Here is a 21,464-nt window from a genome sequence, read left to right on the forward strand (position 1 = left end):
CACCGGCGTGCACGCGGCTGCGCACCGACCCCGGCAGGACGTGCCCCGATAGGGGGCGCGGGGAACTGCGCGACCAGCCACGTTCGGCGTGCACCTGGACGCACAACGGAAACGCACCCGGCACCGGGGGCTGTGCCCACCCTCCCCCAAGCTCTCAACTTCGTTCGAGCAGGGGGGACCCCCATCGCCCCTGGCGGACCAGCTGCCCACAGCGGGGGGGGAGAGGGAGGGCACCGCCCTGCCGACCAGCTGCACACAGCGGGAAGGGAGAGGAAAGGCACCGCCCGGCGGACCAGCTGGCCACAGCGGGGAGGGAGAGCGAGGGAGGGCACCGCCCCGCCGACCAGCTGCACACAGCGGGAGGGGAGAGGGAGGGCACCGCCCCGCGGAACAGCTGCAGCTGGCCGGGGCGGGCCCAGGGAGTGGGAGGGGGACCCGCCCACCCGAGGGGAGGTTGACCGCGGCCGGAAGGCGAAGGGGAGGCAGGGGGCTTTGCCCCCTGTCGGTCAACCCGTCGCGTCGACCAGCGCCAAGGTATGGAGACGATCCGGCGGCCCGGGGCGGGCGTAATACCACCCCTGAGCCGTATCGCACCCCAGCTCCCGCAACTGCTCCGCCTGTGCCCCCGTCTCCACCCCCTCCACCGTGACCGACAGGTCCAGGCTGTGGGCGAGGGAGACGACCCCCTCGACGATCTTCAGGTCCACCGGGTCCACCGGATACCGCTGCATGCCCTGCGTGAACGACCGGTCCAGCTTCAGCACACTCACCGGCAGCCGCCGCAGATTCGCCAGGTTCGAGTAGCCCGTACCGAAGTCGTCGAGGGCGATGTCCACCCCCATGTCGGCCAGCCTGCGCAGCGGCTTCAGCAGATCGTCGTCGGCGCCGATCAGCGCGGACTCGGTGACCTCCAGGCAGAGCGCGCCCGGTTCGAGCCCCACCCGCTCCAGGATCTCGACCGTGTCGGCGACCAGATGCGGGTGGTGCAGCTGCACCGGGGACAGATTGACGTTGATCCGCAGCGGACCGGCGTCCGCGTGCCGCTGCTGCCAGTCGCGGGCCTGGCGTACCGCCTCCTCCAGGACCCAGCGGCCGAGCGGCACGATGAGCCCCGTGTGCTCGGCGAGCGGAATGAACCGGTCCGGGCCGAGCACTCCGTGCTGCGGATGCGTCCAGCGCACCAGCGCCTCGGCCCCGCTCACCGACCCGTCCGCCAGGTGTACGAGCGGCTGGTACTCGATGAAGAACTCGCCACGCGCCAGGGCCGCCGGGAGGGCCGTGGTGAGTCCGTGGCGGGTGATCGTACGGGCGTCCACCTCCGGGTCGGCGAGCTCGAAGCGGTTGCCGCCCGCGGACTTGGCCCGGTACATCGTGATGTCGGCGCTGCGCAGGACCTCGGCGGGGCTGCGCTCGCCCGCCGGGCCCTCGACGATGCCGATGGAGCCGCGCACGGTGATCTCGCGGCCCTCGATCCTGATCGGTATGGCCAGCATCGACAGGATGCGCCCGGCCAGTTCGTCGACCTCGCGCTCGGTGTCCGTGCCCGTGGTGAGCGCCACGAACTCGTCGCCGCCGAGCCGCGCCACCATCTCGCCGGGCGCGGTCGCGCAGGACTGCAGCCGGTCGGCGACCTCGACGAGCAGCCGGTCGCCGGCCGCGTGGCCGAGGCTGTCGTTGATGGCCTTGAAGCCGTCGAGGTCGAGGTAGCAGAGCCCGAAGCGCCTGCCGTCGCCCGCGGCGAGCGCCTTCTCCAGGCGTTCGAAGAACAGCGTGCGGTTGGGCAGTCCGGTGAGCGCGTCGTGCGTCGCCTCGTACCGGAGGCGCAGGTTGAGCAGGCGCCGCTCGGTGGTGTCCTCCATCAGCGCGAGCTGGTACTGCGGTCGGCCCTCGGCGTCGCGCAGCAGCGAGACGGTGAGGTTGGTCCACAGGACGGTGCCGTCGTGCCGGTAGTACGGCTTCTCGACCCGGTACTCCTCGCGCTCGCCGCGGACCAGCTCCTCGTAGAGCCGCCAGACCTGCGGGGCGTCGTCGGGGTGGGTCCATTCGCTGATGTTGCGGCCGCGGATCTGCTGTCCGAAGCCGCCGCCGAACATCCGGGTGAGGGTGTCGTTGACCTGGAGGACGGTGCCGTCGAGGTCGGCGATGCCGATGCCGATCGCGGCGCCCTCGAACACGGCGCGGAAGCGGGCCTCGCTGGCGTGCAGTGCCTCGGCGACCGCGTGCCGGGCGTCGAGCGCGGCCCGCGAGATGGCCTCCTGCTCGGCGAGCGTGCGCTCCTTGAGGGCCTGCGCGAAGCCGGCGGCGACGGCGTGCTGGAGCCGCGAGCAGCGCGACCTGAGCTCGTCCTTGCTCCGCCGGTCGTCCTCCTGAGCGCAGTACAGGACGAGGTAGGCGTCCACCACGTCGAGGGTGCGGCTGAGCGCCTCCGGGTCGGTGCAGTGCGTGCCGACCAGGGCGGCGCCGACCGCCTGGCCCTCGGCCGCGTCGAGGGCCCGCGCGGCGAGCGCGTCCCGCAACCGGCGGGCCAGCGGCACCAGTTGCTGCTCCAGCTCGGCCCGGCTGAGCGAGGTGGCCGTGGCGGGGAAGACCGCACGGCTCCAGATCGTGGCGAACCGGCGCAGTCTTCCCTCGGGCCCGTCCGGCGCGGCGCTCTTCTCGGTCACGCGCTGCGCCCCACACCCGCGTACCCGGAGAACGTGAAGGGGTCCTCCTGCTCCGGGGGCGTCTCGGGCCGCCAGTGCGGCATCTGCACGAGCCCTGGCTCGACCATGTCGTACCCCTCGAAGAAGCGCGCGATCTCGTCGCGCGTGCGCATGACCAGCGGATTGCGGGTCTTCTCGTAGACACCGACGGTGCCGGCGGCCTCCTCGCGCGCCGGGACGCCGTCGTACGAGGCGTGCGTGAGGACGAGGAGGCTGCCGGGCGCGAGCGCGTCCCGCAGTTCGGCGACGGCGGTGTACGGGTCGTCCGTGTCCTCGACGAAGTGCAGGATCGCGACGAGGAGCAGCGCCACCGGCTGCTCCAGGTCCAACAGGCCCTTGACCTCGGGGCTGTTGAGGATCTCCTGCGGGTTGCGCAGGTCGGCCGCCAGGGCCGCCGCCCCGTCGTTGCCGTCGAGGACGACCTTGCTGTGCTCGACCGCGACCGGGTCGTGGTCGACGTACACGACCTTTGCCCGGGGATTTGCCTTCTGTACCACTTCGTGGACGTTTCCGAAGGTGGGAATGCCGGAGCCGATATCGAGGAACTGCGTGATTCCCGATTCGACCGCGAAGCGTACGGCTCGCCGCATGAAGGCCCGATTGGCCTGCATGATCTTGGGAAGTCCCGGCATGAACTCCATGGCCTTGCGGGCCGCTTCGCGGTCCACCTCGAAATTATGCGATCCGCCCAGGTAGAAGTCGTACATACGGGACACGCTGGGCTTCGAGATGTCGATGCCCGGCGGGGCCCAGGCGGGTCGATCCATCGTGTCTCCAAGGCGTAGGCGAGCCGGTGTTCGAGCCGAGGCTACTGATCGCTCGCCAACGGGTCGAGCAGAACCGGAAATTGCTCATCCGTTCTCGGTCACGACCTGCGACGAGTGCACCTGCAGCTGCACGTGCACTTGACCGATTGCAGATGCACACGACGCACACGCCGCACACGCCGCAGCCCCGCTCCGTGGCATACGGAGCGGGGGCTGCGGCCTGAACCGCGCGGGCGGAGGGCTACTTCGGCGCCCCGACCAGCTTCCCCTCGGGCGAGACCGCGTACCAAGTGCCGCCCACGCCCTGGCCGTTGACGTCGCCGGGCTTACTGTCGCCGGAGAAGGTGTAGAGCGGCCAGCAGTCGATGGTCTGCTGCTTCTTCCCGTCTGGCCGGTCGAACACCGTGAACCCCTTCTTCAGGACACCTTTCGCGTCGTTCTTGTCCACAGGCTCCACGACGGGCCAGTTGTCCAGACAGGCACCAGTGCATGCGGACTTCATGGGCCAGGCGGAGTCCTTCTGGAAGCGGTAGACGGTCATGCCGCGCCTGTCCACGACGATCTCGCCGAGTTCGGGGTCCTCGCGGGTGGACATACCGGGCAGGTCCGTCGCCTGCTCGCCCGCGGAACCGCCCCCGGCTGCCGCCTTCGCCTTCTCGCCGTCGGGCGCCGCCGCGTGCCAGGTGCCGCCGACGCCCTGCCCCTTGGCGTCGCCGGGCTTCTTGTCGGCGGCGTAGCGGTACATCGGCCAGCCGGCGACGGTCAGTTGCTCGGTGCCGTCCTCGCGGGCGACCGAGCCGATGAGGGCGGGGTCGACGCCGGGCGCGGCCTTGGCGCCGTCGGCGGCGACCACGGGCCAGGTCTCGGCGCACTCCCCCGCGCAGGTGGACTTCGGCGGCTTCGCGGTGTCCTGGTCGAAGCGGTAGAGCGTGAACCCGGCGCTGTCGGTGAGGACGTCGCCGAACTTCTTGCTCTTCCACACGGCGAGCTGCCCGGCCGCCTTGGCCTCCGCCTCGCCGCTGCCGCCCGCCGCCGAGCCGTATCCGTCGCCGTAACTCCCGTTCGCCGGGGCGGCGTTGCCCACGGACTGCCCGTTCGCGTCCTCGCCGGACCGCTCCTGTCCGCACGCCGCCGTCAGCGTCAACAGGGCCGCGGCCGCCACCGCGATCGACGCGCTCCGCCAGGTGTTCATGCCGGTCAACTCCTGTGCTCGTAGAGGCAGTTGCTACGCATGCGGCACATCGCACGCACCCCTGGATACGGAGCAGCCCACGGCCGGCACTCAATCACCGCCGAAATTCTTTTCCGTACGGGCCCAGGGGCCGGGGCTTGCGTACCGGCCAGGGGGGCTTGCGTACGGGCCAGAGGCCGGGGCTTGCGTACGGGCACGGTCGCGGTCGCCGTACGGACCGGGCCGGGACGTCCGTACGGACCGGGCCGGGGCGTCCGCGGGGACAGGGGACCTCTCCCGCCCGTACCGCTTCGAGCTGCGGCAGTCGCACCCCTGCCGCACTCTGAGGGCATGCCCTGGCAAGCACCGATCGTCGTGCATCCGTTCACCTCGGGGGACGGACGCCCGGTCAGCGTGCGCGGACGCCCGCTCGGGACCGCGCACAGCGACCGCGAGCTGGTGGAACTGCTGCGCGCCGCGGGCCTGGACGAGGCGGACGCCGCGCTCGACGACCCGCATCTGGTGGAGTGGCGAGGCGCGCCCGCGCACGCGTGGCTCCCGCCGCACGCGGACCGCAGCGCCTGAACCGAAACCTTTCGTACCCACGTTCCCCTGTGTGGCCCATGCCCATGCCCCATTCGCCCGACACGGATCGCGACCACCGAAGGGCATACCTAGCGTTTCGGGCATCGAGGTGCATCACCGGTTGCAGCGGAACAGGTCCGCGCCGCTCCTCGGGGACCCTAAGGATTGCTATGCGCGCGATATCCCTCGCATCGGCGGCCGTCGTCACGGCGGGCGCCCTGGCCCTCACCACCCCGGCCGCCCATGCCACGGTCGCGGGGGACAACGACAACGACATCACGTCGTTCGGCTTCAGCGTGACGCCGTCGACGGTCGCCGCGGGAGGCCAGGTCACCTTGAAGGTGGACGGCTGCGACGCGACGGCACACGCCACCTCCGGCGTCTTCGACAAGGTGAGGATCCCCCGGGGCCGGACGGCCACCGCCACTGTCGACTGGGACGCCAAGCCGGGCGCGATGTACACCGTCACCTTCGAGTGCAAGGGCGAGACGGGCACCACGGATCTGACTATCGCCACCGGCGGCGGTCATCACACGGGTGGCCAGGACACGGGTGGCCAGGACACCGGTGGCCAGCAGCACAACATCCACCGCGGCGTACGGGCCGGTATCGGCGGGACCTTCGGCGACCTCGACTTCCACGACCTCGCCCTGGGCGCCGCCCTGATCACGGGCGCGCTTGGCTCCGCGTACTACTGGGCCAGGCGCCGCCCGACCGAGGACGGCGCCTGAGCGCGGGGCACGGACGCCGGGCCGCCGCCATGAACCCCATGAACCCTCGCCTCGCGTACGGGATGCCCCACCTCCCGTACACAGAACGGCACTTCGCCCCGGGATCCGCACCGGTCCCGGGACGAAGTGCCGCCGTGCGCGCCGGTGGGCGCGCCGATGGGTCAGGCGCGGCCGGTCCTGGTCTCGCCGCGGCGGCGCAGCCAGAACACACCGCCGCCGATGAGCGCGGCACCCACGAGGGAACCGCCGATGGCGACGTCGGTCGACGTGGCACCGGTGCTGCTGCTGCCGCCGACACCGCCTTGGGAGCCGCCGTGGATCACGGTGAGGGCGCCCTCCCGCGTCACGCTGCTGCCGCCGCAGGTGGCGGTCACGCTGTGCGAGCCGATGTGGGCGTTGCGCTTGATCCGGACGTTGGCGGTGGCGACACCACCGTTCCAGCGCAGCCGGGTGTTCGGGAAGGCCGACGAGGAGACATGGCCGCCCGACCGGCACTCATGGGCGTTGACCATCACCGACACGGAACCGCCGCGGAAGGTGGTGGTCGGCGAGACGGTGATGGCGCTTCCGTCCCAAGCGCTCGCGGACGGTGCTGCGAGCCCGATGATGGCGCCGGCGGCGGCCGTGACCGCCAGGGTACGAGAAGTACGCATGAGAACCTCCGCGGGAGAGCGCCCCGAGGAACCGTCCCCGGGCAGGATTGGCGAGATCGCCCTCCCAGACCGACCCTCAGGTGCCGTGCACCTGCCCGCATTTCGGGGCTGGTCCGTCCTGGTGAGGCGACACGCCGGAGCGAAGTCCCGCGGAGGCGAGTAAGGGCAGGTCACGGGCCGTCAGAAATTGTCTGAGGCAGGAAACTCGGATGGCGCACGGACCGTTCGGCCGCCACCCGTTCGCCTCCTCCCTGTCGCCGCTTTTCCGAACGACCCTTAGCGTTCTGCCATGCGCAATGGACGCGGCAGGACTGTCGCGTTGAGAGGGGATAGAGAATGCCTTCGTCCCAGTCCGCCACCGAGGAGGAGCCGCAGAAGAGGCGCGCCCCATGGGGAGTGATAGCGCTTGTTCTGCTCACCGGGCTCGCCTTGATAAGGAATGGTTCCGGCGAATTCACCGTGGGACCGCCGCAGCCCGCTTCGGCCGCCGCGACCGACAACCGCGTGCACGGCCAGACCCATACCGGCGGCCCCGCGCCGCTGTCGTTCTCGCTCGCCGAGCGGGTCAGGATCCCGGCGATCCAGGTGGACGCCCCGATCATGCCCGTGGGCCTGGACGCGCAGGGCTGGGTGGACGCGCCGCCTCCGCAGGACCCGAACCTGGCGGGCTGGTTCAACGGCTCCGTCTCGCCGGGCGAGAAGGGCACATCCGTGGTCGTCGGCCATGTCGACAACAACACGGGGCCCGCGGTCTTCTACGGCCTCGGTGCGCTGACCAAGGGAAACCACGTCGAGATCACCCGCAAGGACGGCCGCACGGTCGTTTTCGAGGTCTACGGGATCGAGGTGTACGACAAGGAGAACGTCCCGGGCTCCAAGGTGTACGGCGACACCGGCGAGGCCGAACTCCGGGTCATCACCTGCGGCGGCGGATTCACGAAGGAGAACGGCTACGACGGAAATGTCGTGGCGTTCGCCCGGATGGTGAAGACGACCTGAGCGGAACCGCACAGCGGCCGGACAACTGCCGGGCGGGCTCGATGAAATGAGCCCGCCCGGCAGTTTCGTGGGTCTATGGAATCCGTCGGTGGATTCCGTCGACGGATCCCTTCGGTGGATTCCCTACATCAGCGCGCGGCTCGGCACCCCGATCCGATATCCCTCGTCGAGCAGCTTCGGCAGATAGGTCCGCAGGGCCTTCACGGTCTGGGAGCGATTGCCGCCCGCGTCGTGCGAGAGCACCACGACGCCGGGCCCCGCGCCCTCCAGGACGCGTCTGACGATGGTGCCGGTGCCCGGCTCCTGCCAGTCGAGGGTGTCGACCGTCCAGGCCAGGGGTTCCATGCCGAGCTCGGCACCGATCTCGAACGCCGAGCGGTTCCAGGCCCCGTACGGTGCGCGGAACCAGAGCGGTGGCCGACCCACGACGTCCAGGACGGCGTCGCTGGTGCGCTCGATCTCGTCGCGGATCCCGGGGCGCCGCATCAGGGTCAGTTGGGGGTGCGTGAAGGTGTGGTTGCCGATGGTGTGACCCTCGTCGATCATCCGCCGCAGCAGGTCCGGGTTGGACTCGGCCATCTCGCCGCAGACGAAGAACATCGCGCGCACGTCGTGCTTGCGCAGGGTGGTGAGGACGTCCGGGGTGTAGCGGGGGTCGGGGCCGTCGTCGAAGGTGAGGACCATGCCCCGGCCACGGTCGTCCATCCGCAGAATGGGCTTGCTGCGTACGGGAGTTCGCGCCACGGCGGCCCGCTGCGGACCGTAGCCCGTGATGGGCCGCAGCCGGTACGCGGAAGGCTTCTGGGGACGGGCCGCCTGGGCTCCCCCGGCGGGGCCCGGCGAGGTGGACGGTCGGGCGGTGGTGCCGGACCGTTCGGTGCCGGCACAGCCGGCGGTGGCCGCGAGGGCGAAGAGGGCGGCGCCGCGCAGGAGTACGCGGCGCCCCGGAAGCATTTCGTCCTTTTTCATGACTTATGCGTCGCACGCTCGTGGCTCGTTGCCCTCCATCAACACGGCACCCCGCCGGAAAGCACCTGATGGGACCGGCTCGGGGTGCGGAACGGGCCTTCTCGGGTTAGAGGATGGGGGTGACGTTCGGGTCAATTGCGGCTGTCGGGGCAGCAGTTAGTGAGGGACGCACCCCGTTCACCGGCCCGCCGCAGCCTCCACGTACCGTGATCATCGCGCACGTCCGCACACCGAAGAGGAGAGCAATGCCCCAGCTCACACAGGACGTACGGGACCGGATCGCCGGGACCGGGATCTGGTTCGTGGCGTCCACCAATCCCGACGGATCGCCGCACGTGAGTCCGATGTGGGTCGACCTGGACGGTGACCACCTCTGGTTCAACACCTCGGTGGGGCGGGTCAAGGAGCGCAACCTCCGCAACGATCCGCGGATCTGCCTCTCGCACGCGGACACCGTCGACCCCTTCGACCGGGTGCAACTGCACGGCCGCGTCACCCGGTTCGTCGAGGGCGAGCAGGCCGAGCGGGACATGGACCGGCTCGCGCACAAGTACCTGGGCACGCCGTACGAGTGGCTGCTTCCCGAGGAGCGGCGCATCACCGTCGTCGTCGAGCTGGAGCGAGTCCGGCGGATCGTGGGCGTGGAGCCCTTCGGCGCGCCCAAGTAGGTGAGACCTTCGGCGCACCCGAGCAGTGGGGACCTCCGGCGCGCCCGAGTAGCGTCGCTCAGCGCCGCCGTACCAGCGGGAACGGCAGCGTCTCGCGGATCGTCAGGCCCGTGAGGAACATGACGAGGCGGTCGACACCGACACCGAGGCCGCCCGTCGGGGGCATCGCGTACTCCAGGGCGTCGAGGAAGTCCTCGTCCAGCTCCATCGCCTCCGGGTCGCCGCCCGCCGCGAGCAGGGACTGCGCGGAGAGGCGGCGGCGCTGTTCGACGGGGTCGGTCAACTCCGAGTAGGCAGTGCCCAGTTCGGTGCCGAACGCGACCAGGTCCCAGCGTTCCGCGAGGCGCGGGTCGGTGCGGTGCTGGCGGGTCAGCGGGGAGACGTCGGTCGGGAAGTCCTTGTAGAACGTGGGGAGTTGGGTGCGCTCCTCGACCAGCCGCTCGTACATCTCCAGGACCACGTCGCCCCGCCCGTCCTCCGGGGTGTACGGGACGTCCGCGAGGTCGCAGAGCCGGTGCAGCGCGGGGAGTTCCGTGTCGACGGTGACCTCTTCGCCGAGGACCTCGGAGATCGCGCCGTAGACCGTCTTGACCGGCCACGCCCCGGAGATGTCGTGCTCGGCCAACTTCCCCTCCGCGTCCGGCTTGTGGGCGACGGGACGGCCGAACGCGGCGGTCGCGGCGCCCTGGATGAGCTCGCGGGTCAGGTCGAGCATCACGTCGTAGTCGGCGAACGCCTGGTAGGCCTCCAGCATCGTGAACTCGGGGTTGTGCTTGTACGAGACGCCCTCGTTGCGGAAGGTGCGGCCCATCTCGAAGACCTTCTCCAGGCCGCCCACGCAGAGCCGTTTCAGGTACAGCTCGGGCGCGATCCGGAGGTAGAGGTCGAGGTCGTACGCGTTGATGTGGGTGGTGAACGGGCGGGCGTTGGCGCCGCCGTGGATCTGCTGCAGCATCGGCGTCTCGACCTCCAGGTAGCCGCGCTCCAACAGCCCCTGGCGCAGGGCCTGTACGGCGGTCGAGCGGTGCCGTACGACGTCGCGGGCGCCCGGGTCGGCGACCAGGTCGACGTACCTGCGGCGCACCTTCGCCTCCGGGTCGGCGAGGCCGCGGCGCTTGTCGGGCAGCGGGCGCAGGCACTTGCCGGTGAGCTGCCAGCCGGTGACGAAGACCGACAGCTCACCCTTGTCGGAGGTGCCGATCTCGCCGGTGGCGGTGATGTGGTCGCCGATGTCGGTGCGCGCGGTGAATGTGTCGAGGGCCGCGCCGTGCTCGCGGGTGAACGCCAGTTGCAGATCGCCCGACCAGTCCCGCAGGACCGCGAAGGCGACGCCGCCGAGGTCGCGTACGAGCATGACCCGCCCCGCGACCGTGGCCTGCTCGCCGGTGCGGGTGCCCGGGGGAAGCGCGGGGTGGGCGGCGCGGATCTCGGCGAGGGTGTGGCTGCGCCGCGCGATGCCGACGGGGTACGGGTCGATGCCGTCGTCCCGGAGGCCGCGCAGCTTGCGGTGGCGGACGCGGACCTGCTCCGGCATTCCCGCCATGGGGTCGGCGGTGCCCGACTCCCCCGCGTGCAGGCCGAGTTGGTCGATGGGCGGCAGGCCCTCGGTGGTGGACGGCTGCACAAGGGCCGCCGAGCGGTGGCCCTTGCCCCACAGTTTGCGCATGCTCGGTACGGAGACGAAGCCCTCGGCGATGCCGGAGGCGAGCGAGATACGCGCGAGGGAGCCGGCGTCGCCGTAGCAGATGAACCGCGGGTACCACTCGGGGTCGTACTTGGCGTTGGAGCGGTACAGGGCCTCCAGCTGCCACCACTTGGAGAAGAACAGCAGCAGTCGGCGCCATAGCCGCAGCACAGGACCGGCGCCGATGCGGGCGCCCTCCTCGAAGACCGAGCGGAACACGGCGAAGTTCAGCGAGACCCGTCGTACGCCCAACTTGCCCACGGCGGCGCACAGTTCGGCGACCATGAACTCCATGACGCCGTTGGGCGCGGTCCGGTCGCGGCGCATCAGGTCGAGCGAGATGCCGTCCCGGCCCCAGGGCACGAAGGAGAGCAGGGCGAGGAGCCGGCCGTTCGCGTCGTGGCACTCGACGAGCAGGCAGTCGCCGTCCTGCGGGTCGCCGAGGCGGTCGAGCGCCATGGAGAAGCCGCGCTCGGTCTCCGTGTCGCGCCAGGCGTCGGCCTTGTCGATGACCTCCTCCATCTCCGTGTCGGAGAGGGTGGAGTGGCGGCGGACCCGGCAGGTCGCGCCGGTGCGCCTGACCCGGTTGACGGCCTGCCGGGTGACGCGCATGTCGCGGCCGTCGAGGTCGAACCTCGCCACGTGCAGGATCGCCTCGTCGCCGAGTTGCAGGGCGCCGAGCCCGTGCCGCGCGAACGCCTTGGCGCCCTCCTCGGAGGCGCCCATCACGGCCGGGGCCCACGCGTACCGGCGCGCGGCGCCCAGCCACTGCTCGATGGCCTGGTCCCAGGCGCCCGCGTCCCCCACCGGGTCGCCGCTGGCCAGGCAGACGCCGGCCTCGACGCGGTACGTGACGGCGGCCTTGCCGCTCGGCGCGAAGACGACGGCCTTGTCGCGCCGGGTCGCGAAGTAGCCGAGCGAGTCCTGCTCCCCGTACGCGCCGAGCAGGGCGCGGATGCGGGGTTCCTCGTCGCCGTGCAGGGCCGCGTCCATGCGCTGCGAGCGGAACAGCACGTACACCGCGTACAGCAGCGACAGGGCGCCGAACAGGCCGAGGAAGAAGTGCACGGGGCGCGGCGGGGTGCCGTCGAAGGTGCCGGGCGCGACGACGCCGCCGCAGACCCGGGTCACCGCCCACAGCAGCCGCTGTCCCCTCTCCAGGGTGCCGGGGAACAGCTCGACCAGACCCCAGCCCACCAGGGACGAGAGCGCGAGGCCCACGACGAGCGCGCCGAGCGCCCGCGGGAGCGCGCCGCGCCGGGCGTCCGCGTAGAACTCCCGGTGGGCGAGGACGAGGAGGACGAGCGCGAGTCCGCAGACGAGCGCCGAGGGCAGCGCCTCCATGACGTCGCCGAGGGCGATCTGCAGCCCGTCGAAGATGATCAGGATCGAGAGGTACGCGACCACCAGGCGCCACGCGATGGTCTTGCGGGACGCGCAGGCCGCGGCCAGCAGGAACAGGAACACCGCGTAGGCGAGGTTGGCGCTGACCGGCACGGTCGCGAGGTCCAGGGCCCGGGACACGGGGCGGAGCAGCCGCCGCAGCGGGGCGATCACGGCGATCAGTACGCAGTACACGCCGAGCAGGGCGAAGAACGTCGCGAATCCGCCGGGCACCCGGCTCAGGAACCCCGTGCGGCGCGGGCCCGTCTCCCGGGCGGGTGCGTCGGCTATCGCGGGCCCGGACTCCTGCGCGCCGGCACTCATGGACCCGCCTCCGCTGGCACTCATGGACCCGACTCTAGGAACGCGGCGCCCGGCCCGCCCGTCGAGCGGGCCCCATAGGGTGCCGGACGGGTCCGCGGCTGCGGCGGCTAGCCTCTTCGGCGTGACGGAGTTCGAGCGGGGCACGGACGGCCCCAAGGTGATCGTCGTCGGCGTCGACGGCTCGGAGTCGTCGCTGCGCGCGGCCGCGTACGCGGCGGGTCTCGCCCGGCGGCAGCGGGCGCTGCTCGCGATGGTCTACGTGCAGCCGGTGATGGTGGCGGGCGCGGCACTCGGAGCGCCGGTCGCGGGCACAACGGACGAGGTCGCCGAGTCCCTGATCCGCGAGATCCGGGCGGCCGCCGAGCGGGTGCGGCACATATACGACGTGCGCTGGGAGTTCCACACCTTCCGCGGCGACCCGTACAACGGCCTGGTCGAGGCGGCAGACCAGCTGACCGCCGACGCCGTCGTGGTCGGCGCGTCCGAGCAGGCCGGACACCGCCTCGTCGGTTCGGTGGCGGTCCGGCTCGTGAAGGCGGGCCGCTGGCCCGTCACAGTGGTGCCGTGACCCCAACGCACCCCTGAGGCGTCCCCCGTCTTCCGTCGTGCAAGCTTCTCGGCCATCATGATCGCCGTCACCCACTGGCCGTCCACGACGAGGTGAGGCTCATGGCCGGGCTACGCACGGGACAGGGCATTCTGCGCCGCAAGCCGATCGAGCTGATCGAGGAGGGCGCGCCGAGCGAACAACTGACCAGGACGCTCGGTCTGTGGCAGCTCACCGCGATCGGCGTCGGCGGCATCATCGGCGCGGGCATCTTCAGCCTCGCCGGCGCGGTCGCCAACGGCACCGCGGGCCCCGCGGTCCTGGTGTCCTTCCTCATCGCGGGCATCGCGAGCGCCGCCGCGGCGTTCTCGTACGCCGAGTTCGCCGGCATGATCCCGAAGGCGGGCTCCGCCTACACGTACGGGTACGCGGTCCTCGGTGAGCTGGCCGGCTGGTTCATCGGCTGGGACCTGCTCCTGGAGTACACGGCGATCGTGGCGGTGGTCGCGATCGGCATCTCGGGCTACTTCGGCTTCCTCGTCGAGGCGTTGGGCGCCGAGCTGCCCGTGTGGATGCTGGGCGCGCCGGGGACGGGCGAGGGGCACAAGATCGACCTGTTCGCGGTGGTCCTCTGCCTGTTCATCGCCTATCTGCTGACCCTCGGCATCAAGAACGCGGCGCGCTTCGAGACCGTCGTCGTGGTCCTGAAGGTGCTCGTGGTCCTCCTGGTGATCGCGGTGGGCTTCTTCCACATCGACACCGCCAACTACAACCCGTTCTTCCCGTACGGGATCGGCGGCGCGTTCACGGGTGCGGCGACGGTGTTCTTCGCGGTGTTCGGGTACGACGCGATGTCCACGGCGGCCGAGGAGTCCAAGGACTCGCAGCGCCACATGCCGAAGGCGATCGTCTACTCGCTCGCGATCTCGATGGTCCTGTACGTCCTGGCCTGCCTGGTCCTGACGGGCATGCAGAACTACAAGGAGGTCGACAAGGAGAGCGGCTTCTCCACTGCCTTCGAGTCGGTGGGCCTCGGCGGGCTCGCGAACGTGATCGCGATCGGCGCGATCATCGGCATCCTCACCGTGATGTTCACGTTCATGCTGGGCGTCACCCGCGTGTGGTTCTCGATGAGCCGGGACGGGCTGCTGCCGCACTGGTTCGCCAAGACCCACCCGACGCGGCACGTGCCGACGCGGGTGACGTGGATCGTGGGTGTGCTGTCGGCGGGGATCGCCGGGTTCATGCCGATCGGCGAGGCGGCCGAACTCACCAATATCGGCATCCTGTTGGCGTTCGTGGTGGTGTGCGTCGCGGTGATCGTGCTGCGGTACCGGCAGCCGGACCTGCCGCGCTCCTTCAAGTGCCCCGGCATGCCGGTGGTGCCCGCGATCGGCGTGGTGTTCTCGCTCTGGCTGATCACGTTCCTGCAGTGGCAGACGTGGGCGCGGTTCGCGGTGTGGTTCGCCCTCGGGCTGATCGTGTACTTCGCGTACTCGTACCGGAAGTCGAACTTGGCGCGTGCGGATCAGCGGGTGGACGGGGGCTGATTTTCCCCTACCCGCCCCTTCCCGAAAGTCCTGCCGGACGGGCCTCCTCAAGCGCCGGAGGGGCTGATTTTTCAGCCCCTCCGGCGTTTGAGGAGCGGGGGTCCGGGGGCGGAGCCCCCGTGCCGACGGCAGTCTTTCGGGAAGGGGCGGGGCGGGGAGCAATCACCTGGCCGACGTCAAGCCCTGCTTACCCGCACCCCTGCTGAGGACCACCCCGCGAACCTGGTCCCGCGTCTCCTCGTACTCTCCCCGCTGCGCCGCCTCGTCCAGATTCAGGGCCCGGCCCGCTTCCGTGTCGAAGAAGAACGGGACGAACTCGGCTCGGGTCACCTTCCAGCGGCCGCCGGGGCTCTTCGGCGGTGTGAAGGTGAAGCGGCCGATCGTGCTCTGGTTGCCGCGGTCGTCCTGGGCGCCGTCGTGGTTGATCATCTCGCCTGCGACCTGGTCGCCCATGCCGTACACCACCCAGGTCCCGTTGACCTTCTCGTACGCCTGCGGGACGTGCGCGTGGGTGCCGATGATCAGGTCGATGTCGGGGCGGCCCGCGGTCCGGGAGGCGGTCAACTCCTCGGCCAGGCGCAGCTGTTCGGCGTCCGGCTCGTCCTGCCACTCGGTGCCCCAGTGCGGGGAGAACACGACGATGTCGGCGCCGGCCTCGCGGGCCGCGCGCGCCTTGGCGATCACCTTGTCCTTGTCGAGCGGGTCGACGGCCCAGGGCCTGCCCTCGGGGAGCGGGTAGCCGTTGGTGCCGTAGGTGGCGGCGATGTGGGCGACCTTGGCGCCGCCCGCGCTCAGCATGGTCGTGGTCCGCGCCTCCTTCTCCGTACGCGCGGAACCCGCGTGCTTCACACCGGCCTCGTCCAGGGCGCCGAGGGTGCGGTCGATGCCGTCGGCGCCGTCGTCGAGGGTGTGGTTGGAGGCCGTGGAGCAGCCGTCGTAGCCGGTGTCGGCCAGGGCGCGGGCGATCTGGGGCGGGGACTTGAAGGCGGGGTAGCCGCTGTAGTCGCCGTCCGCGCCGTAGACGGTCTCCATGTGGCAGAGGGCCAGGTCGGCCTTGGAGATCACGGGTTTGGCGCCGGCGAAGATCTTGCGGAAGTCGTAGCCGTCGCCGTCCGCGTCGGCGGCGGCCTGCCGGATGATCGAGTCGTGCGGGAGTACGTCGCCGCTCGCGGCGAGCGTGAACGCACGGGGCTGCCCGGCGCCGTTCGCGGAGGCGCCGGGCTTCGGGCCGCCCGGCTTCGGGGACGATTCCGCGTTCGGGGTGCCGGGGCCGGTGGGCGGGGTGTGCTGCTCGGTGGCGCAGGCCGTGGCTCCGAGGAGGAGGGCGGTGAGGGCGGCCGCTCCGTGGCGGGCGCGCCGGGCGGGACGAGCAGGACGACGGGGACGGGCGGGACGGGTGAGGTAGGTGAGACAGGTGAGATGGGTGAGATGGGTGAGGCAGGTCGGACGGGAGATCGGACGGGACATCAGGTGTGCTCCGTGGTTCGGGGGCGTGACCCTCCGAATCCACAGTCGTTACATATGACTAATCAAGCCGCAATACCGGCATACGCCCCGACGGACCTCCAAGCCCCCTCACCTGCGCGGCATCTGGCGGCGCGTCAGCGGTCCCCGGGGCTCCGGCCGCCGCCGTCCACCCCGGCCCACCCGCCTGTCGTAGACGAAGCGGTCCGGGTACGCCACCGCCTCACGGGCCGGGTACCGTGTGGTGCCGTGCGCGAGGCTCTTTCGTCGCGCACGGCAGCGCGGCGACCACCGTGTGACACCACAGGGGGACTCACGACCAGCGGCGAAACCGGGGGCCGGGTCAAGGATCCGTAAAACACCTTGCTCGCCGCCCCGTTGAGTAATCGGCTGATCCCAGCCGTACCGCGATGCGAGGGCAGCGGCTCGCCCGCGCACGGCCCTTCAGGCACCGGAGGAGATCTGAGGAAGGCGATCAGGATGCCGCACAGAAGCACCAACGGCGCCGACGGGCGTGGCGAGTTGACCGTGCCGATGGCCTGGCTCTACGCCGAGTACATCGCCGACGAACTGCTGCGCACCGGCGACCTGATGCCGCCCACGTCCTTCGAGTACCGGGCGGGCCGGGACGCCCTCGCGCTGACGATCTTCCTCTCCGACGTGGACCGCGAGCTCTCCGGTATCCGCGTCGTCTCCCAGCTGGAGACCTGGCTCTCGCTGACCGCGTACGAACGGGCCTGGGAGGAGTGGGTCGGCGACCGCATGGCCACCCTCGAGGCCGAGGCCCGCGAGTCCGGCGGCACGGACGCCGACCTCGACCTGGCCCGGGCGGCCTGGCGCTGGCTGGAGGAGACGGAACTCCTCGCCCCTGACCTGGACGCGGCGGTCCTGGAGGGCGACGGGCGGGACGAGGAGGACGGCCCTCAGGTGTGGACCCCGGCGTGGCAACTCGGCCTTCCGCTGGGTCACTTGGCGATCCATCTGTTCTGAGAACCGGCCACCAACCGGCCACCAACCGGCCGCCAAACCGCCACCAACCGGGTGCCTGCCCCCGCCGGTCACTTCAGCAGACGGGACATCCGTCGGTCCGCGAGCGGCTTGCCGCCCGTCTGGCAGGTCGGGCAGTACTGCAGGGACGAGTCGCTGAACGACACCTCGCGGATCGTGTCCCCGCACACCGGGCAGGGCTCACCCGTGCGGCCGTGCACGCGAAGGCCGCTCTTCTTCTCCGCCTTCAGGCGACCCGCCGCCACCCCGTGCGAGCGCTCCACGGCCTCGGTGAGGGTGGCGTGCAGCGCCTCGTAGAGGCCGGTGAGCTCCTCTTCGCTGAGGCTCCCGGCCGGTTTGTACGGGGACATCCGGGCGGCGTGCAGGATCTCGTCGCTGTACGCGTTGCCGATGCCGGCGATCAGGCTCTGGTCGCGCAACGCGCCCTTGATCCGGCGCCGTTCACCCGCGAGGAGCGCCGCGAGGGCCGCCTTGTCGAAGCCGGGGGCGAGCGGGTCGGGGCCGAGGCGGGCGACGCCGGGGACCTCGGCCGGGTCGGCGACCACGTACACCGCGAGGCGTTTCTGGGTGCCCGCCTCGGTGAGGTCGAAGCCGGAGCCGTCCTCCAGGGCGACGCGCAGCGCGAGCGGGCCCTTGCCGGGGCGCGGGGGGCCGTCGGGCAGCCGGTCCTTCCACTGCAGCCAGCCCGCGCGGGCGAGATGGGTCACCAGGTGCGGCCCGTCGGCGGTGCCGAGGTCGAGGAACTTGCCGTGCCGGGCGACCGCGGTGACCTCCTTGCCCTCCAGGGCGGTCAGCGGCGGGTCGTACGTCTTGAGGACGCTGATCGCGACGGGCAGGACACGCACGATCACGCGACCCACGAGATGCTCGTCGAGGAAGTCCCGCAGGGCCTCCACCTCGGGCAGTTCCGGCATGGTCCCTCCACCTCCGCCGCCAGTCTCGACCTCCGCCGTCAGTCTCGCCCCGGCACGATGAACTCGCACCAGACGCACTTGCCGCGCCCCCGCGGCTCCACGCCCCACACGTCGGCGAGCCGGTCCACCAGCAGCAGTCCGCGCCCGGACACCCCGTCGTCCCCGGCCTCCCGGCGGTGCGGCAGGGCGCTCGACGTGTCCTCGACCTCGACGCGCAGCCGCCGGTCCGCCCCGGAGAGCACCCGGAGCGTGACGACGGCGGCACCGTCGGTGTGCATCAGGGCGTTGGTGATCATCTCGTCGGCGACCAGTTCGATCTCGTCGGCCCGCTCCCCCGCGCCCCAGGCCCGGACCGCGGCGCGGATCATGTGGCGGGCGCCGACGAGGGCCTCGGGGTCGTTCGGGGCGACGTGCTCCTTGAGGCGGCCGCCGGACCGGGGCGCGTCGCTGAGGCGGCGACGGAGCAGCAGCAGCGCCACGTCGTCGGCGCCGTCCCGGTCCTCCACCGCCTCGCAGAGCCGGTCGGCCAGGTCGTCCAGGTCGAGGGGGCCCGCCCAGACCTGCCGGGTGAGGCGCTGCATGCCGTCGTCGAGGTCGGCGCCGGGCTCCTCCACCAGGCCGTCGGTGCACAGCAACAGCGTGTATCCGGGGTCGAGTTCGATGGTCGTGACCGGGTACTCGATCCGGCCGAACTCGGCGGACAGGCCGAGCGGGAGACCGCCCTCGACGGGTACGCGGTAGCAGGTCGCGTCGATGCGGCGGACCAGCGGATCGATGTGCCCGGCCCGGACGAACTGCACGACGCCGGTGGTCAGGTCGACCTGTGCGTACAGGCAGGTGGCGAACCGGTCGGTGTCCAGCTCGTGCAGGAACACCGAGGCGCGGGCCATCACCGTGGACGGCGTGTGCCCTTCGGAGGCGTACGCGCGCAGCACGATCCGCAGCTGGCCCATGACGGACGCGGCGTGCGTGTCGTGGCCCTGGACGTCGCCGATGACGGCGCCGATCAGCCCTCCGGGCAGCGGGATCAGGTCGTACCAGTCGCCGCCGATGTCCCGGCCGAGCTTCGCGGACCGGTAGCGCACCGCGATGTCGACGCCGGGCACGGCGGGGATGGAGCGGGGCAGCATCGCCTGCTGGAGGCCCTGGGCGAGGTCCTTGTCCTGCTCGTACAGCATCGCGCGGGCCAGGTTCTGGGCGATGCCGCTGCCGAGGGCGACGAGCAGGTTGCGGTCCTCGGGGGTGAAGCCGATCCTGTCGCGGAAGAGCAGTCCGAGCGCGCCGATGGGGCGGGCCTGGGCGATCAGCGGCAGATAGACCGCCGACGTGACCTGCAGATGCGATATGTGCGGCCACAGGATCGGATACCCCGCGGCGAAGTCCTCGCGGCTCTCGATGAAGAGCGGGCTGAGGGTGCGGACCACCTCGCTCATCGGGTACGGCTCGTCGATGCGCGTGAAGCGGGTGCCCGGCACGAACGCGCCCTGCTGGCCCTCCGCGACCAGGTGGATCCGGCCGCCCTCGACCAGGCCCATGACGAGGCTGGCGGCGCCGAGCTGTGCGAGGCCCTCGTTGTGCCCCAGCACCTCGATGACGTCGTCGACGGTACGGGCGTACGACAGGGCCGCCGTGGCGCCCTCGACCACGCTGGTCAGCCGTCGCGTCTCGGCGTCCCGCAGCATCCGCACCCGGGTGTCGCTGAGCTCCTGGGTGGCGTCCCGGACGACGCCGATGATGCGGCGTGGGCGGCCGGACGCGTCACGGCGGATGTAGCCCTGGGTGTGGGTCCAGTTGACGGTGCCGTCGCGGCGGCGGATGCGGAAGTACGTGCCGTAGTTCTCGCTGCCGTTCTTCAGGGCCTGCGCGACGATCGCGTCGAGCCGCTGGCCCTCACCGGTCGGTACGCGACTCGCGAGGGCCTCGGGGCGGCCGTCGTACTCCTCGGGGAGGAGGTCGAAGACCTCGAAGGCCATCGCGTCCATGTGCATCAGGCCGGAGTCGAGGTCCCAGTCGAAGGTGCCGAGCTGGTTGAGGGCGAGGATCGGGTCGGGCCGTGCCGGCCAGTCCCCCGCGTCCTGATCGACCATGGGGTCACTTTGTCATCAGTTAAGGCTTTTTTCATCCCCTCCCCGCCCCTTCCCGAAATCCTGCGGAGCTTCGGGGGCTCCGCCCCCGGACCCCCGCTCCTCAAACGCCGGAGGGGCTGAAGAATCAGCCCCTCCGGCGCTTGAGGAGGCCCGTCCGGCAGGACTCGGGAAGGGGCGGGTAGGGGACAAATCAGCTGTTGAACGTGCCCGGTTCCGCCGGCTGGTCCGGGACGACCTCCTCGGTGGCCCCGTCCGGGACCCCCTCGTCGGTCGGGGCGTCCGTCGGCACGTCGGTCAGCTCGTCGGTGGGAGCATCCGTCGGCCCATCGGTCGGTTCGCCCGTCGGACCGTCGGTCGGATCGTCCGTCTCCGTCTCGGTCTCCGTGGGGGTCGGGCTCGGAGACGTCGGGCTCGGCGACGTCGGGGAGGGTGACGTCGGGGACGGCGACGTCGGAGAGGGTGACGTCGGCGACGGCGACGTGGGGCTCGGCTTCGGTCGCGGGACGACCTTGTCCTTGCCCTTGTGGCCGGTCGGCCGCTCGATCCAGGTGTTGTTGGTGATGTTGATGATCACGATGTTGGTGATCACGGTGGGCGCCGGGGTGACCACGACGACCTTGGACGGCTCGTAGCCGCTCCACTTCTTGCCCCGGTACGTGGGGTTGCTCTGCACCGCCCCGGGCGGTGAGAGCGGGTTGCCGCAGGAGCAACGCACCCGCGGCACGCCCCGGTTGTCGACGAGGACGGCCGTACCGGCCTGGAGCACCGACTGGCGCGCGTCGGCGCGGCCGTCGACGTAGCCGTGGTTGGTCACCCGGGTGTCGGCGCGCAGTTGGACCGCGGTCAGCCCGCGCAGGTAGCCCGGCACGCGGTCCGGGGCGGCGCCGATGGTGTCCGCGAACGCCTGCTGCTTGTCACGGTTCGCGCCGAGGAAGCGGATCTGCGCCTCCACGTCACAGCTGGCCTTGTCCCGCGTACCCCCGTAGAGGCCGGGGGTGCCGCCGGAGATGACGCGTGCGCCGTGCTGCGATTCGGTGGGACCCGTGACGACGGGTTCCGGCGTTCGGGTGACGGGCGGCGGAGTCCCGGTCGCCTCCGAGGTGGATTCGGTGAAGGGGTCGGGCCCCTCCGAGGCCACGGGTTCGAGGAAGACCTCCTGCTCGGGATCGGCAGCGGTCGGGGCCATCTGGTCGCTACTGGAACAGCCTGCGACCAGGAGGGCCGCGGTTATCGCGAAGGCCGTTGCATAGCGCCTGGT

The 21,464-nt window shown here is 71.3% G+C and carries 17 protein-coding genes; 7 read left to right on the forward strand and 10 right to left on the reverse strand.

The annotated features are described in order from the left end of the window. Positions 1-506: 506 nt before the first annotated feature. The 3 genes from QIT00_RS15910 to QIT00_RS15920 all read right to left on the reverse strand — a co-directional run bounded on the left by QIT00_RS15910 (position 507) and on the right by QIT00_RS15920 (position 4,661). Complete coding sequence (locus QIT00_RS15910) at positions 507-2,663, reverse strand: putative bifunctional diguanylate cyclase/phosphodiesterase (RefSeq protein WP_282535916.1); 2,157 nt, start codon at positions 2,661-2,663, stop codon at positions 507-509. Further along, positions 2,660-3,469 carry an SAM-dependent methyltransferase gene (locus tag QIT00_RS15915; RefSeq protein WP_282535917.1) on the reverse strand — a complete coding sequence of 270 codons (810 nt, stop codon included), beginning with the start codon at positions 3,467-3,469 and terminating at the stop codon, positions 2,660-2,662. Before QIT00_RS15915 ends, QIT00_RS15910 begins: the two co-directional genes overlap by 4 nt. Before the next feature lie 241 nt (positions 3,470-3,710). After that, positions 3,711-4,661, reverse strand: coding sequence for an SCO0930 family lipoprotein (locus tag QIT00_RS15920; RefSeq protein WP_282535918.1), 951 nt, complete (start codon positions 4,659-4,661; stop codon positions 3,711-3,713). Positions 4,662-4,991: 330 nt separating this feature from the next. On the opposite strand from QIT00_RS15920, the gene QIT00_RS15925 reads away from it, so the two are divergent. Together QIT00_RS15925 and QIT00_RS15930 are read left to right on the forward strand one after the other, a co-directional pair. Next, positions 4,992-5,225, forward strand: coding sequence for a hypothetical protein (locus tag QIT00_RS15925; RefSeq protein ID WP_282535919.1), 234 nt, complete (start codon positions 4,992-4,994; stop codon positions 5,223-5,225). Between the two features lie 170 nt (positions 5,226-5,395). Next, complete coding sequence (locus QIT00_RS15930) at positions 5,396-5,956, forward strand: hypothetical protein (RefSeq protein WP_282535920.1); 561 nt, start codon at positions 5,396-5,398, stop codon at positions 5,954-5,956. A gap of 161 nt (positions 5,957-6,117) precedes the next feature. Here the strand turns inward: QIT00_RS15930 and QIT00_RS15935 are convergent, their stop codons facing one another. Continuing rightward, positions 6,118-6,609, reverse strand: a complete 492-nt coding sequence (locus QIT00_RS15935) for a hypothetical protein (protein ID WP_282535921.1) — start codon at positions 6,607-6,609, stop codon at positions 6,118-6,120. A gap of 336 nt (positions 6,610-6,945) precedes the next feature. Between QIT00_RS15935 and QIT00_RS15940 the strand changes: the two genes are divergently transcribed. After that, positions 6,946-7,608 carry a class F sortase gene (locus QIT00_RS15940; RefSeq protein WP_282535922.1) on the forward strand — a complete coding sequence of 221 codons (663 nt, stop codon included), beginning with the start codon at positions 6,946-6,948 and terminating at the stop codon, positions 7,606-7,608. A gap of 123 nt (positions 7,609-7,731) precedes the next feature. Here QIT00_RS15940 and QIT00_RS15945 read toward each other — a convergent pair whose 3' ends face one another. Next, on the reverse strand, positions 7,732-8,577 hold the full coding sequence (locus QIT00_RS15945) for a polysaccharide deacetylase family protein (RefSeq protein ID WP_282535923.1): 846 nt from the start codon (positions 8,575-8,577) through the stop codon (positions 7,732-7,734). Positions 8,578-8,822: 245 nt separating this feature from the next. Between QIT00_RS15945 and QIT00_RS15950 the strand changes: the two genes are divergently transcribed. Then, positions 8,823-9,245: a PPOX class F420-dependent oxidoreductase gene (locus QIT00_RS15950; protein WP_282535924.1), complete on the forward strand. Its 423-nt coding sequence runs from the start codon at positions 8,823-8,825 to the stop codon at positions 9,243-9,245. 58 nt (positions 9,246-9,303) lie between these two features. Here the strand turns inward: QIT00_RS15950 and lysX are convergent, their stop codons facing one another. After that, complete coding sequence (gene lysX / locus QIT00_RS15955) at positions 9,304-12,636, reverse strand: bifunctional lysylphosphatidylglycerol synthetase/lysine--tRNA ligase LysX (protein WP_282536022.1); 3,333 nt, start codon at positions 12,634-12,636, stop codon at positions 9,304-9,306. Here lysX and QIT00_RS15960 point away from each other — a divergent pair. Together QIT00_RS15960 and QIT00_RS15965 are read left to right on the forward strand one after the other, a co-directional pair. Further along, the gene (locus QIT00_RS15960) at positions 12,635-13,204 is read left to right on the forward strand and encodes a universal stress protein (RefSeq protein ID WP_408909782.1); all 570 of its coding nucleotides are present in this window, start codon (positions 12,635-12,637) and stop codon (positions 13,202-13,204) included. The genes lysX and QIT00_RS15960 overlap by 2 nt on opposite strands. Positions 13,205-13,305: 101 nt before the next feature. Further along, a complete protein-coding gene (locus QIT00_RS15965; protein WP_282535926.1) occupies positions 13,306-14,733 on the forward strand; it encodes an amino acid permease in 1,428 nt (475 codons plus the stop codon). A gap of 162 nt (positions 14,734-14,895) precedes the next feature. Here the strand turns inward: QIT00_RS15965 and QIT00_RS15970 are convergent, their stop codons facing one another. Next, complete coding sequence (locus tag QIT00_RS15970) at positions 14,896-16,200, reverse strand: CapA family protein (RefSeq protein WP_282535927.1); 1,305 nt, start codon at positions 16,198-16,200, stop codon at positions 14,896-14,898. 477 nt (positions 16,201-16,677) lie between these two features. On the opposite strand from QIT00_RS15970, the gene QIT00_RS15975 reads away from it, so the two are divergent. Next, entirely contained in the window at positions 16,678-17,187 is a 510-nt protein-coding gene (locus QIT00_RS15975; protein WP_282535928.1) for a hypothetical protein, read from the forward strand. 68 nt (positions 17,188-17,255) lie between these two features. On the opposite strand, the gene QIT00_RS15980 is transcribed toward QIT00_RS15975, so the two are convergent. From QIT00_RS15980 to QIT00_RS15990, 3 genes are all read right to left on the reverse strand, one after another. Continuing rightward, a complete protein-coding gene (locus tag QIT00_RS15980) occupies positions 17,256-18,119 on the reverse strand; it encodes an Fpg/Nei family DNA glycosylase (protein ID WP_282535929.1) in 864 nt (287 codons plus the stop codon). A 38-nt stretch (positions 18,120-18,157) separates the two neighbouring features. After that, positions 18,158-20,206, reverse strand: coding sequence for a SpoIIE family protein phosphatase (locus tag QIT00_RS15985; RefSeq protein WP_282535930.1), 2,049 nt, complete (start codon positions 20,204-20,206; stop codon positions 18,158-18,160). Between the two features lie 190 nt (positions 20,207-20,396). Beyond that, the gene (locus tag QIT00_RS15990; RefSeq protein ID WP_282535931.1) at positions 20,397-21,392 is read right to left on the reverse strand and encodes a DUF6777 domain-containing protein; all 996 of its coding nucleotides are present in this window, start codon (positions 21,390-21,392) and stop codon (positions 20,397-20,399) included. Positions 21,393-21,464: the final 72 nt, after the last annotated feature.

Origin of the sequence: Streptomyces luteolus (genome assembly GCF_029968015.1) — a bacterium.
Lineage (GTDB): Bacteria > Actinomycetota > Actinomycetes > Streptomycetales > Streptomycetaceae > Streptomyces > Streptomyces luteolus.